Raw genomic sequence first — 13,360 nt, forward strand, 5'->3', positions numbered from 1 at the left:
CCAGGTCCGAGCGTACGGCAGCTCAGCGGCCGAGTCGGTCGTCATCGGTGGGACGCACGCCACGGGCCCAGTCCACGGCGGCCATCTCCTTCTTGCCCTGCGGCTGGACCCACCCGAGCTCGACGGGGTGGGTGCTGGTGCCGACGATGACGCGCTTCTTGTCCGCGTGCAGCTGGCCGGGGTCGAGTTCGGGCCGGTCGGCGTCGGTGACGGGACGCACCGCGCCCAGCTTCAGACGCGTGCCCCGGAAGGTGGTCCAGGCGCCGGGCGCGGGCGTGCACGCGCGGGCGACCCGGTCCACGCGCTGGGCGGGCGCGGTGAAGTCGAGTTCGGCGTCCAGGGTGGTGAGCTTGCCCGCGTAGGACACGTCCGCGTCCGGCTGCGGGACCGGGCTCAGTTCCCCGGAGGCGATGCCGTCCACGGTGCGCACCAGGAGCCCCGCGCCGGACACGGCGAGGCGTCCGAGGAGCTCCCCGCTGGTGTCGGTGGGCCGGACCGTCTCGGCAAGGGTGCCATAGACCGGACCGGCGTCCAGTTCCTTGACGATACGGAAGGTGGAGGCTCCGGTGACGTCGTCTCCGTGCAGGACGGCGTGCTGGACCGGGGCCGCGCCGCGCCACGCGGGCAGCAGGGAGAAGTGCAGGTTCACCCAGCCGTGCTTGGGCACGTCCAGCGCGGACTGCGGCAGCAGGGCGCCGTAGGCCACCACCGGGCAGCAGTCGGGGGCGATCTCCGACAGGCGCGCCAGGAACTCGGGGTCCCCGGCCTTGGCGGGCTTGAGGACCTCGATGCCCTCGCTCTCGGCGAGTTCCGCGACGGGGCTGGCCGAGACCCTGCGTCCTCGACCGGCCCGCGCGTCGGGCCGGGTGACCACCGCGGCGACCTCGTGTTCGGAGTCGATGAGCGCCCTGAGTGAGGGCACCGCCACCTCCGGTGTTCCGGCAAAGACAAGCTTCATGTTCGGGTCCCCCTCCGCTGCGCCTACGGGTCACTGTTCTACCAGTACCCGTGGGGGCTCCCGAGCGGGAAAGGCGGTGTTGTCGGCGGGTTCTGGTAAACCAAGGGTGATGACTGAGCAGCCCGACCAGCCCGACGACGGCCTCTTCGACGTGTCGGAACTGCTGGACCCCAAGGCGCTGGCCAAGGCCAGGGCCAAGGAGGCGTCCCGTCCCGAGCCCCGAAGGCCCGCCGCGAGCCTTCCGGTGGCGCGCGTCATCGTGGACACCCCTCTCCCCCACCTGGACCGGTACTTCGACTACCAGGTCTCCGGCGACCAGGACGCGGAGGCGGTTCCGGGCTGCCGGGTGAAGGTGTGGTTCCACGGGCGCCTGCTGTCGGGCCTGCTGGCGGAGCGGGTGGAGCGCTCGGACTTCGCCGGGCAGTTGCTCTACCTGGACTCCGTGGTCTCCTCCGAGCCGGTGCTGTCCCCGGAGATCCTGGAGCTGGCCCGGGCCGTGGCGGACCGGTACGCGGGCACCCTCAACGAGGTGGCCAAGCTGGCCCTTCCGCCGCGCAGGGTCAGGGTGGAGCGGGAGACCCCACCGGACGAGGAGGACCAGCCGGAGCGGGAGGCCGTCGCGACGGACCCGGGTCCCTGGCGGGACTATCCGGAGGGCCCGGGGTTCGTCGCGGCCCTGCGCGAGGGGCGTCCGGCCCGCGCTGTGTGGAACGCCCTGCCCGGCCCCGAGTGGGCCGACGCCGTCGCGGTGGCCGCCGGGGCCGCCCTGGACGCCGGTCGCGGCACGGTGATCGTGGTCCCCAACAGCCGTGACGTCCAGGCCGTGGACGCCGCCCTGACCCGTCATCTGGGTGAGGGACGGCACGCCGCGCTGCCCGCCGACCTGGGGCCGACCCCGCGCTACCGGCGCTGGCTCTCGGTTCTGCACGGGAGAACCCGGGTGGTGGTGGGGTCCCGTCTGGCCCTCCTGGCTCCCGTCCACGACCTGGGTCTGGTGGTGCTGTGGGACGACGGGGACGACGTGCACGTGGACCCGCACGCGCCCTATCCGCACGCCCGGACGGTCCTGGCGATGCGTGCGCACATGTCGGGGGCGGGCGCGCTCTTCGGCGGCCACACTCGCACCACCGACACCCAGCTGCTGGTCGAGTCCGGGTGGGCGCTCCCGCTGGTCGCCGACCGGGCGACCCTGCGCGGCCGTGCGCCCCTCGTCAAACCCGCCGGGGACGACCGCGAGCTGGCACGGGACGAGGCCGCGCGAAGCGCGCGGTTGCCGAGCCTGGCCCTGAAGGCCGCCAGGGACGGCGCGCGTGAGGGCCCGGTGCTCTTCCAGGTGCCGCGCCGCGGCTATCTCAACGCCCTGGCCTGCGCCGGTTGCCGCGAACCGGCCCGTTGCGGGGAGTGCCACGGGCCGTTGGCCATCCGCGAGGCGCACGCCGTGCCCTCCTGCGGGTGGTGCGGCCGGGTGGCCGGACAGTGGGCCTGCCCCGAGTGCGGGGTGACCCGTATGCGCGCGGTGGTGGTGGGCGCCCGCCGAACCGCCGAGGAGCTGGGCAGGGCCTTCCCGTCGCTGACCGTGCGCACCTCGGGCCGGGACGAGGTCCTGGCGGAGGTGCCGAACAAACCCTCGCTGGTGGTGTCCACCCCGGGGGCCGAGCCCGTGGTCCCGGAGGGCGGGTACGCGGCGGCGGTGCTCCTGGACGGCTGGGCGCTGCTCAACCGGGCCGACCTGCGCGCCTCGGAGGAGGCGCTGCGCCGCTGGCTCAACGCGGCCGCCCTGGTGCGGCCGGGCGGCACCGTGGTGGTGTCTGCGGACGCGTCCCTGCCGGTGGTGCAGTCACTGGTGCGCTGGGACCCGGGCGGGTTCGCCGAGCGCGAGCTGGCCGAGCGGCGCGGGCTGGGGTTTCCCCCCGCGGTGTCGATGGCCTCGATCACCGGCGCCCCCGAGCACGTGCGTGAGCTGCTGGACCAGATCCGGCTTCCCGAGTCCGCCGAGCTGCTGGGACCGGTTCCGGTGGGTTCCGAGACGGGGGAGAACGGTGACCACGTGACCGAGCGGGCGCTGTTGCGCGTGCCGCGCTCGGCGGTGGGCGACCTCTCCCGTGCGTTGAAGGCGGCCGCCTCGGCGCGCAGCGCGCGCCGGGACGAACACCTGGTGCAGGTCCGGGTGGACCCCCTGCACGTGCTCTAGGAGACCGGTTCGGTCCAGGGGCCGGGGCTCTCGCCGAAGCGCGCCCTGTGGAGGTCGCGCAGGAGGGCGATCTCGGCGCCGTGGTGGATGAACTCGCGGTTGAGGTGCAGGATGAGCACGACCAGCGGGAAGTCCGACCACTGGGGTGCCTCGGCACCTCCCACCGGCTCGGCCAGGGCGTCGTCGTCAAGCTCCTGGATGTGGTCGGACCAGGTGATGTAGGCCCTGCGCAGGCGCTGTCTGGCCTCGGCCGCACTGGAGGGCCAGTCGATGTTGTCGCGGTTGGTGGTGCGGTCGCCGAAGTGCCAGTTGATCCGGGCCTCCAGCACGTCCACCACGATGTGCCCCAGGCGCCAGGCGATGGTGGTGACCGGCGGTGGCTCGGGCTCGGGATAGGCGCCGTCCGGGGCGTGGCGGCCGTCGGGCAGCTGGCGCACCGTCCAGCAGTCCGGGACCGGCTCCCAGTAGAACTCCGCGTCCGTCAGTCCTTCGAGCCTGGGCCACAACGAGAAGTCCCAGTAGAACCTCATCTGGGCAAGGATCTCGCCGTTCCAGTTCAGCGCCATCGCGTCGCTCCCCTTCCTCGCCTGGGCACGCGGCCCAGTCCGCCCAGGGTTCCACACCCCGGGGCGGGCACGTCATCGTCCGGATAGGGCCACCAGGTCAGGTCGGCGACCCCCGGTTCGACGGGGAGGAAAGGGGCGAAGGCCCGCTCCGCCGTGGGGCGGGGAGCCGTGGAGGTGAGGGCGACGTATCCGCCGCCGCGCATCATCGTGTGCAGTGTGTCGAGCCCGGCCGGCGGTTCCTGTTCGGTGCCGGGTCGGGTCATCAGTACGGCGACGGGCTCGTCGAAGTCGACGAGCCCGCTGGTGTGGAGGCGTCGGAGCACGGTGTCCGTCCCGGAGTCACCGGAACCGTCCCCGGCCAGGACGGTCGCGTTGAGCGCGGCAGCGGCCAGCACCCCCGCCGCCCCGGTCGGTGCCAGGTGCACCACGGTGGCGTCGGCGTTGGCCCGGCGCACCCGCTCGGCGGTGCCGGGCACCGGGCAGCCCCAGTCCACGAACTGGCGTATCCCTGCGTCCGCGCAGAGGTAGTCGACCACGCGACCGAGAAAGGCCTGGTGCAGACGGACGAGTTCGGTCTCGGCGGGGTCGGGCGGCGTGCGGCCGCGCGAGCCGAGGCTGACCACAGGTGATGGCTGCTCGGGCACGCGCGGGGGCTCGGTCGCTCGGAACACGGCCGTGAGGGGACCTGTCTTGGGTCCTCGGACGTCCGTCACGTTCACGCTCCCCCAGCCGGTTCGCTCGCGGGAGGCGGGCCGCGTCGTCGGTGCGGACCGGTCGGGTCCGGCGACGGCGCGCCCCACCGTCAGGGCCCGATAGTACCGTCTGGGAACGTGATCCCCAGCACACCCACGCGTGAAATGTGACTTAGTGCGTCGAATGTGGGGTCATGCGTAACAAGGTTCCTTGAGTCCGAGGTCCCAAACCCCGGATTCCGGGCACGGGGGACGCTCCGCAGAGCCTCAGAGCACGTTGCGGGGGTCCGGGACCGGGGCGAGGCGGCCGTCGCAGTCGGCGTACTCCCAGAGCGGGCCCCGGGCCACGAGGTCGGCCACGGCCCCGACGAGCCGGTCCACATGCTCCTCGGTGGTCCCCACGCCCAGGCTCGCCCGCACGGCCTGCTCGTGCCCCTCGGGCAGCAGGTGGGTGGTGAGCGGGTGGGCGCAGAACAGGCCGTCCCGCACCCCGATCCCGTACTCGGCGGAGAGCGCGGCGGCCAGGAGGTCGGCGGGCAGACCGTCGACCACGAAGGACACGATCCCGACCCGCGCGTGCTCGGCGTCCCACAGGGACAGTTCGTGCACACCCTCGATCTCGCCCAGCCCGGCGCGCAGGCGCTCCAGCAGAGCGGCCTCGCGGATGTGCTGAAGGGAGAGCGTCTCGGTGGTGAAGGTGTCGCAGGCCGCCGCCAGTGCCACGGCTCCCAGGACGTTCGGGCTGCCCGCCTCGTGTCTGGCGGGGAGGTCGTTCCACTGGACGTCGTGTTCGGTCACCCGGCGGGTGGCTCCCCCGCCCGCGAGGTAGGGGGCGGCGGCGGAGAGCCAGTCGGCGCGGCCCGCCAGCACCCCCGAGCCGAAGGGGGCGTAGAGCTTGTGACCGGACAGGGCCACGTAGTCCGCGCCGGTCGCGGTGAGGCTGAACGGCAGGTGCGGCACGTACTGGGCGGCGTCCACCACCACGCGGGCGCCCTCGGCGTGGGCGGCCTCCACCAACTCCTCGACCGGCCAGATCTCACCGGTGACGTTGGAGGCGGCGGTGACGCACAACAGCCGGGGACCCTCGGGCGCCTGGGCGAGCGCGGTCCGGGCGGCGCTGACGGCGGCCTCGGGCGACGCGGGCAGCGGCAGCCGGACCACCTTCCCGGCGCACGAGGCCGGGTGCTCCCACGGCAGGAGGCTGGCGTGGTGCTCGGACTCGAAGACCACCACGGTGCACCCCTCGGGGACAGCGCGGGCCAGCAGGTTCACGGCGTCGGTGGTGCCGCGCACGAACACGACGGCGTCGGCGGAACCGGACGCGTCGGCCTCCGTGCGCACGCCCAGGAACCGGGAGACGCTGCGGCGGGCGCGTTCGTAGGCGTCGGTGCTGACCTGGGAGTGGTGCCCGGCGCCCCGGTGGACACTCGCGTAGTAGGGCAGCGCCGCGGCGAGCGCGTCGGCGACGCTGGTCAGACACGGGGCGCTGGCGGCGTAGTCGAAGTTGGCGTAGTCCACGTGTCCGCCGGTGACCAGGGGGGTTGCGCCCTCGGCGGTGACGATCGCGCACTCGGTGCGGGCCCTGGCGTCGCGGGCCGCGTCCCTGGCTGCGGAGCGGCTGGAGCGCGTGGAGTCGAACGGGATGACAGTGGTCATGGGGCACCTCTTCTGTGGGTCGTGGGGACCCACGGGGTACGCCGATGACGGCCGCGCCTCAGGGGTCCGCGCTTGTCTGACACGGTCGTGTCGGGACCTGGTCCTCACCCGGGGCACCCCACCGCGGAAGGAGGGTTGCCGACCAGCTAGCCGGGGCTTGTCGCTGGTACTCGTGACCTGTGCCGAAATGTAACACACGGCTCCCGTGGCGCGCATCCGCGCCCGTGTGCCCCGGACCAACCCCCGCCCTTGACACCGACGGTCCCGGCTGGGCCATACTGATCGGGAACTGCCCTCACGTCGCGGGTGTCCGGTTTCCCCCGGCTGCCCTTCAGACGCGAGACTCCAGTGAGTTGGAGTTTTCGCGTGCCCGCAGACAAGAGGTGCTCTTCCTTTGTACGGCGACGACCGTGTTCAGCAGCTTTTCCGCAACCCGAGGGTTGTGCTCATCTCCGGCTACGCCCGTCTTCCCGACTCGGTGGCGAGCCATTCCCAGTACCAGCGGCTCGGGGTCGTGCTCGCGGTCGACTCCGCGGACGGCCGGATCGTGGCCGCGGACACCACGCTCCTGACCGACCTCGCCAAGGACTTCTTCCGTGCCCTGGTCGAGGGCGCCTCCGTGACCGAGGACATCGCGGAGATCGTCCAGCGGGTCCAGACGCGCTACGCGGGCCAGTCCGGCGCCGCGCTCACCACCGCGCTCCGCCGCTGCCTGGAGACCTACTACCAGCTGCGGGACGGCGATCAGCTGCCCAGCGGCCCCGAGGACCCCGCCAGCCTCGACGGCAAGGAGTGACCCCCCATGAGTGAGACCAGTCCGCAGACCGATCCCGTGCACGGACCAGGGCAGGACGCGCCGCTCCCCCTGGCCGGTGTCCGGATCGCCGACCTCTCCCGCGTGCTCGCGGGCCCCTACGCCACCATGCTGCTCGCGGACATGGGCGCCGAGGTGGTGAAGGTGGAGCAGCCCGGTCGGGGCGACGACACCCGTTCCTGGGGTCCGCCCTACGCCGAGCCCACCGAGGAGCACCGGGGGGAGCACTCCCCCGGAGAGGCCGCCTACTTCCTGTCCGTGAACCGGAACAAGCGCAGCCTGGCCGTGGACCTGAAGGACCCCGAGGGCCTGGCCGCCGTCCAGGACCTGTGCGCCACCTCCGACGTGGTGATCCAGAACTTCCGACCCGGGGTGATCGACCGGCTCGGTCTGGGGTACGCGCAGGTCAGCGCGCGCAATCCGGCGGTCGTGTACTGCTCGGTGAGCGGCTTCGGCCCCGAGCACGAACCCGCCACCCGCCCCGGGTTCGACATCGTCGTGCAGGCCGAGAGCGGGCTGATGGCCACGACCGGCCCCGCCGACGGTCCGGCGAGCAAGGTGGGTGTGGCGCTCACCGACGTCCTGACCGGACTGAACGCGGCCGTGGGCATCCTCGGTGCGCTCATGCGGGCCCGGACGACCGGGCGCGGCGAGAACATCAGCGTCTCACTGGTCAACTCCACCCTGTCGAGCCTGGTCAACCTGGCGCAGCAGGCGCTGGTCACCGGGACCGAACCGGCGCGCGTGGGCAACGCCCATACGACCATCGTGCCCTACCAGGTGTTCCCCACCAAGGACGCGGAGGTGGTGATCGCCGCCGGGAACGACGCCCTGTACCAGCGTCTGTGCGCCGCCATCGACCGCCCCGACCTGGGCCGGGACCCCCGGTACGCCACCAACCCGGAACGGGTGGCGCACCGGGACGAACTGGTCGCGGAGCTCTCGGCGACGCTGCGGGAACGGCCCGCCGAGCACTGGATGGGGGTCCTGGTCGGGGCCGGGGTCCCGGCCGGCAGGGTCCGCGGGGTGCTGGACGCGCTACGTACCGCCGACGCCAACGGCGACGACGTCCTGCGCACGGTGGAACACCCCACGGCCGGACCGTTGGAGCAGGTGCGGGCGGGCTTTCGCATGGAGCACACCCCCGTGCCGATGACCGCCCCTCCGCTGCTCGGACAGCACTCGGAGCGGGTCCTGGCCGAGCTCGGCCTGACCCCGGACCGGATCGCGGCGCTCCTGGCCAGCGGCGCCGTCCAGCAGACCGACGTCGGCTGAGCCGGGGCCCATGCCCCGGCACCGACCCCACACACGCAAGCACCACGAAGGGACACCCACCATGAGTGACTCCAAGCGCAGGGCCGCCGCCCCCGACCCCCTGGACTTCCTGGCCGTGGACGCCGAACTCTCCGACACCGAGCGCGACATCCGCGACGCCGTCCGCGAGTTCTCCACCCGTGAGCTCCTGCCCAACGTCGCCGACTGGTTCGAGGCCGGGACCCTCCCGGACCCGCGCGGGCTGGCCAAGGCCTTCGGTGACCTGGGGGTGCTCGGCATGCACCTGGAGGGCTACGGCTGCGGCGGCTCCAGCGCGGTCGCCTACGGCCTGGCCTGCAGGGAGCTCGAAGCGGTGGACTCCGGGCTGCGCAGCTTCGTGTCCGTGCAGGGCTCGCTGGCCATGGCCGCCATCCACAAGTTCGGTTCGGAGGAGCACAAGAACGAGTGGCTGCCGAGGATGGCCGCCGGCGACGCGATCGGCTGCTTCGGTCTGACCGAGCCCGACTCCGGCTCCGACCCGGGCTCCATGCGCACGCGCGCCCGCCGTGACGGCTCGGACTGGGTCCTCAACGGCACCAAGATGTGGATCACCAACGGTTCGGTCGCCGACGTCGCCGTGGTGTGGGCCGCCACCGAGGACGGAATCCGCGGCTTCGTGGTGCCCACGGACACCCCCGGGTTCTCGGCCAACGTGATCCACAAGAAGCTCTCGCTGCGCGCCTCCATCACCTCCGAGCTGGTCCTGGAGGACGTGCGCCTGCCCGCCGACGCCGTCATGCCCGCGTCGAAGGGACTCGGGTCGCCGCTGTCCTGCCTGAACGAGGCCCGCTACGGCATCGTGTGGGGCGTGGCCGGTGCCGCCCGCGCCTGCTACGCGGCGTCCCTGGACTACGCGAGGACGCGTGAGCAGTTCGGCAAGCCCATCGGCGGGTTCCAGCTCACCCAGCGCAAGCTCGCCGACATGGTCGTGGACGTCAACCACGCCGCGATGACGGCGCTGCGGATCGGTCGACTCAAGGACGAGGGGAACTGTCACCACAACCACGTGAGCTTCGGCAAGTTCGCCAACGTGGCGGCGGCGCAGCGGGTGGCCCGGACCGCGCGCGGCATCCACGGCGCCAACGGGATCACCCTGGAGTACCCGGTCATGCGGCACATGGTGAACCTGGAGACGGTGGCCACCTACGAGGGCACGGAGGAGATCCACGCGCTCAGCATCGGCCAGTCCGTGACCGGTGTCTCGGCGTTCCGGTAGGGCGGCGGGCACCCCGCGGGTGCCATCGGTGGCCGGAAACCATCACAATGGGAGCATCCGATCGAGGGAGTTGCCGAAGATGGTGAACGAACCGACGAAGCGGTTCGAGATGACGAAACTGCGGCGGACCGCCAACGCCTTCGTCAGCGGCTTCGTCAAGTACGGGGCCTGCCCGCCGGAGCTGCACCTGCTCACCACGCGTGGGCGCACCTCCGGTTTCCTGCGCACCATCCCGCTCAGTGTCCTGGACAGTGAGAGCGGCCGGTACCTGGTCTCTCCGTACGGCGAGGTCAACTGGGTGCGCAACATCCGCAAGGACGGTTTCGCCACCCTGCGCCAGGGCGGCTGGATCGAACTGGTGAGTGTTCGGGAGCTGGGCCCGGCCGAGGCGGCTCCGGTACTCAAGGAGTACCTGGACAACCCCCGGTCCGCGGTCGTGGGCCCGTACTTCGACGCCCCGCCGGAGGCCCCGGAGCAGGCGTTCGAGGCCGAGGCCGACCGGCACCCGGTCTTCCAGATCGTGCGGTCCACGACGATCCGTCTGTAGAACCGCGCGGAGCCCCGGTCACCCTGAACACGGGTGGCCGGGGCTTCGCCGTACGGGGTCAGCGGGCCGGGCGCACCAGGGCCGTGCCCCGGTCGAGCGCCCTGTAGCCCACGGTCGCGTACGTCATGGCCGGGGTCGGGTAGGCCTCGTTCGGTGTGGTGTTGATGTACACCCGGTCCCCGCCCCGACGCGCGGTCAGGGCGCACGCGGTGAGGGCGAGCGCGACGGCCAGGCCCCGGCGCCGGTGCGCGGGGACCACGCCGAGGGGTTCGATCTCCGAGCAGCGGTTCTGCGCGTCCCACCACACCACGCAACAGGCGGCCAGCGACCCGTCCGGGGCCTCGACCACCAGGTCGAGTTCGCGCTCGTACAGCAGCGAGGCGCGGGTGTTGGCGTAGCGCTCGAGGCTGAACCGACTGGTCAGATCGGGGTCGATCGTTCCCACGCGCTCGGGCCAGGGCAGGTCGGAGGGTTTCCAGGCGGTGCGGTGGCACTCCACCCGGGCCTCCTCCTCGCCCTCGCGCACCGCGCGGATCCGGTAACCGTCCGGTAGGCGGATCTCCTCCTCGGTGGCGTCGCGACTCATCCACTCACCGAACGTGTTGTCGTCACCGAGCACGAACCCGGCCCTCTCGGCGAGGTCCCGGAGCGCGTCGTCGCCCTCGAAGACCAGCAGTTCCACGGCGGCGTCCCCGGTCTGGGCCAGGGCCCAGTCCAGGAGCGCGGACCCGGCGTCGGGGTCCTCGGTGGCGCCCTGGAGAGTGACGGTGGCGAGGGACCGCAGGGCGCTGGGACCCTCGACCACGGCCCAGCCCACGACCTCACCGTCCCTGCGGGCCACGGCCGCGTTCTCGGAGGTGAACTCCTCGGTGGCCAGCTGCCAACCGAGGCCGCCGGGATGAGGGGCCCTCGGCCACAGGCGCTGGGCCAGGGTTTCCAGGGAGCGTGCGTCCCCGGGGTGGAGCGGGCGAACGTCGAGCATGGGGGGCTGCCTTCCTTCGGTACGGAACTCGACGCACGCTAGCGTCATCAGCCGCCCCGGTTCCACCGGTTTTCGCGGGCCCGCGCAGCCCCCACGGGCCGGTGGCGGATCAGTTGCGAACGCGGAACACGTCGTAGACGCCGTCGACCCCGCGTACCGCGCGCAGCACGCTGCCCAGGTGCGTGGGGTCGGCCATCTCGAAGGTGAACCGGCTCTGCGCCACCCGGTCCCGGCTGGTCTGGACCGTCGCCGACAGGATGTTGACGTGCTGGTCGGAGAGCACGCGGGTGATGTCGGAGAGCAGACGCGAGCGGTCCAGGGCCTCCACGTGCAGCGCCACCAGGAACATCGAGTCCTCGGTGGGCCGCCACTCGACGTCCACCATGCGCTCGCGGTCCAGGCTCGCGGCGTTGACGCAGTCCTCGCGGTGGACCGAGACCCCGTTGCCCCGGGTCACGAACCCGACGATGTCGTCACCGGGCACGGGCGTACAACACTTGGAAAGGCGCACCCACACATCGGCGTCGCCACCGGCCACGACCACGCCCGGGTTCCCCGCGCGCTGGCGGCTGGTCGCCACCTTGGTGGGCAGCGACGACTCCGCGAGGTCCTCGGCGTGGCTGTCCAGCCCGCCCATGGAGTCCACGAGCTTGCCGACCACGCTCTGCGCGCTGACCTGGCGTTCGCCCACGGCCGCGTACAGCGAGTCGACGTCCGGATAGCGCAGGTCGCGGGCGAGGGCGATGATGGCCTCACCGTTGAACAGGCGCTTGACCGGCAGCTCCTGCTTGCGCATGTACTTGGCGATCTCGTCCTTGCCCTGCTCGATCGCGGCCTCACGGCGTTCCTTGGTGAACCAGTGCCGGATCTTGTTGCGGGCGCGGGCGCTCTTGACGAAGTTGAGCCAGTCGCGGCTGGGCCCGGCGTCGGGGTCCTTGGAGGTGAGGATCTCCACGGTCTCGCCGTTGTGCAGCTCGTTCTCCAGCGGCACGAGGCGGCCGTTGATCCGGGCGCCCACGGTGCGGTGGCCGACCTCGGTGTGCACCGCGTACGCGAAGTCGACCGCCGTGGCGCCCTGCGGCAGCGAGATGACGTCGCCGCCGGGCGTGAAGACGAACACCTCCTGCACGGAGAGGTCGAAGCGCAGCGACTCCAGGAACTCGCCCGGGTCCTTGGTCTCCTGCTGCCAGTCGATGAGCTGGCGCAGCCACTGCATGTCGGTGCTGCCCTTGGACTTGGCCTCGGCACCGGCGGAGTTGCGGTCCTCCTTGTACTTCCAGTGCGCGGCGATGCCGTACTCGGCGCGACGGTGCATCGCCCGGGTGCGGATCTGGAGTTCGACCGGGTTTCCGGAGGGGCCGATGACCGTCGTGTGCAACGACTGGTACATGTTGAACTTCGGCATCGCGATGTAGTCCTTGAACCGGCCGGGCACCGGGTTCCATCGCGCGTGGATCGTTCCCAGGGCCGCGTAGCAGTCCCGGACGCTGTCCACCAGGACCCGCACCGCGATGAGGTCGTAGATCTCGTCGAAGCCCACGTTGCGGGCGATCATCTTCTGGTAGATCGAGTAGTAATGCTTGGGCCTGCCGCGCACGGTCGCCTTGAGCTTGGACTCGCGCAGGTCGCCCGAGACCGCCTCGATGACCTCCTGGAGGTACACGTCGCGGCGGGGGGCCCGCTCGGAGACCAGACGGGCGATCTCGTCGAAGCGCTTGGGGTAGAGGGTGGCGAAGGCCAGGTCCTCCAGCTCCCACTTGATGGTGTTCATGCCCAGGCGGTGGGCGAGCGGGGCGAAGATCTCCAGGGTCTCGCGGGCCTTCTTCTCCCGCTTGGCCCGGGCCGGGAGGTAGCGCAGGGTCCGCATGTTGTGCAGGCGGTCGCACAGCTTGATGACCAGGACGCGGATGTCGCGGGCCATCGCCACGACCATCTTGCGGACCGTCTCGGCCTGGGTGGCCTCGCCGTACTTGACCTTGTCCAGCTTGGTGACGCCGTCGACCAGCTCGGCGATCTCGTCCCCGAAGTCCGCTCGCAGCTCGTCGAGGGAGTAGTCGGTGTCCTCGACGGTGTCGTGCAGGAGGGCGGCGGCCAGGGTGGCCTCCTGCATGCCCAGCTCGGCGAGGATGGTCGCGACGGCGAGGGGGTGCGTGATGTAGGGGTCGCCGCTCTTGCGTTTCTGGTGGCGATGATGGTGGGCCGCGACCTCGTAGGCGCGTTCGATCAGCCGCACGTCCACCTTGGGATGGGTGGCCCGCACGGTCTTGATCAGTGGTTCGAGCACCGGGTTCATCGTCACTCCCCGCTGGGCCCCGAGTCGGGCGAGCCTTCGGCGTACTCGCACGGTGGAGGGTGTCGTGGCGGCCGCCTGCGTTCCCGGGGCCCCCGGCCCCGAGACGTCGGAGGGCGCCGCGTCCCGCGCGG

At 72.0% G+C, this 13,360-nt stretch carries 11 protein-coding genes and 1 riboswitch; of the genes, 5 read left to right on the forward strand and 6 right to left on the reverse strand.

Annotated elements, in window-relative coordinates:
- Nucleotides 1-22: 22 nt before the first annotated feature.
- Nucleotides 23-958, reverse strand: a complete 936-nt coding sequence (gene fmt / locus KBX21_RS20785; protein WP_026129531.1) for a methionyl-tRNA formyltransferase — start codon at nt 956-958, stop codon at nt 23-25.
- A 109-nt stretch (nt 959-1,067) separates the two neighbouring features.
- On the opposite strand from fmt, the gene KBX21_RS20790 reads away from it, so the two are divergent.
- On the forward strand, nt 1,068-3,149 hold the full coding sequence (locus tag KBX21_RS20790) for a primosomal protein N' (protein ID WP_049567623.1): 2,082 nt from the start codon (nt 1,068-1,070) through the stop codon (nt 3,147-3,149).
- Here the strand turns inward: KBX21_RS20790 and KBX21_RS20795 are convergent.
- The 3 genes from KBX21_RS20795 to KBX21_RS20805 all read right to left on the reverse strand — a co-directional run bounded on the left by KBX21_RS20795 (nt 3,146) and on the right by KBX21_RS20805 (nt 6,063).
- Entirely contained in the window at nt 3,146-3,715 is a 570-nt protein-coding gene (locus KBX21_RS20795) for a DinB family protein (RefSeq protein WP_049567620.1), read from the reverse strand. The two genes, KBX21_RS20790 and KBX21_RS20795, sit on opposite strands and share 4 nt — an antisense overlap.
- Complete coding sequence (locus tag KBX21_RS20800) at nt 3,706-4,386, reverse strand: SAM-dependent methyltransferase (RefSeq protein ID WP_307869245.1); 681 nt, start codon at nt 4,384-4,386, stop codon at nt 3,706-3,708. Before KBX21_RS20800 ends, KBX21_RS20795 begins: the two co-directional genes overlap by 10 nt.
- A gap of 288 nt (nt 4,387-4,674) precedes the next feature.
- Nucleotides 4,675-6,063, reverse strand: a complete 1,389-nt coding sequence (locus KBX21_RS20805) for an aminotransferase class V-fold PLP-dependent enzyme (RefSeq protein WP_210843170.1) — start codon at nt 6,061-6,063, stop codon at nt 4,675-4,677.
- 63 nt (nt 6,064-6,126) lie between these two features.
- Nucleotides 6,127-6,241: riboswitch (SAM riboswitch) on the reverse strand.
- Nucleotides 6,242-6,457: 216 nt separating this feature from the next.
- Here KBX21_RS20805 and KBX21_RS20810 point away from each other — a divergent pair.
- The 4 genes from KBX21_RS20810 to KBX21_RS20825 all read left to right on the forward strand — a co-directional run bounded on the left by KBX21_RS20810 (nt 6,458) and on the right by KBX21_RS20825 (nt 9,954).
- A complete protein-coding gene (locus KBX21_RS20810) occupies nt 6,458-6,859 on the forward strand; it encodes a DUF3870 domain-containing protein (RefSeq protein WP_210843172.1) in 402 nt (133 codons plus the stop codon).
- 6 nt (nt 6,860-6,865) lie between these two features.
- Complete coding sequence (locus KBX21_RS20815; RefSeq protein WP_210843174.1) at nt 6,866-8,152, forward strand: CaiB/BaiF CoA-transferase family protein; 1,287 nt, start codon at nt 6,866-6,868, stop codon at nt 8,150-8,152.
- Nucleotides 8,153-8,213: 61 nt separating this feature from the next.
- On the forward strand, nt 8,214-9,407 hold the full coding sequence (locus KBX21_RS20820; protein WP_049567606.1) for an acyl-CoA dehydrogenase family protein: 1,194 nt from the start codon (nt 8,214-8,216) through the stop codon (nt 9,405-9,407).
- A gap of 79 nt (nt 9,408-9,486) precedes the next feature.
- Nucleotides 9,487-9,954 carry a nitroreductase/quinone reductase family protein gene (locus KBX21_RS20825; protein WP_049567603.1) on the forward strand — a complete coding sequence of 156 codons (468 nt, stop codon included), beginning with the start codon at nt 9,487-9,489 and terminating at the stop codon, nt 9,952-9,954.
- Between the two features lie 58 nt (nt 9,955-10,012).
- Here KBX21_RS20825 and KBX21_RS20830 read toward each other — a convergent pair whose 3' ends face one another.
- Entirely contained in the window at nt 10,013-10,936 is a 924-nt protein-coding gene (locus KBX21_RS20830) for a GNAT family N-acetyltransferase (RefSeq protein ID WP_210843176.1), read from the reverse strand.
- Nucleotides 10,937-11,045: 109 nt separating this feature from the next.
- Entirely contained in the window at nt 11,046-13,229 is a 2,184-nt protein-coding gene (locus tag KBX21_RS20835; RefSeq protein WP_049567741.1) for a bifunctional (p)ppGpp synthetase/guanosine-3',5'-bis(diphosphate) 3'-pyrophosphohydrolase, read from the reverse strand.
- Nucleotides 13,230-13,360: the final 131 nt, after the last annotated feature.

It is taken from the genome of Nocardiopsis sp. B62 (assembly GCF_018070675.1).
Lineage (GTDB): Bacteria > Actinomycetota > Actinomycetes > Streptosporangiales > Streptosporangiaceae > Nocardiopsis > Nocardiopsis prasina.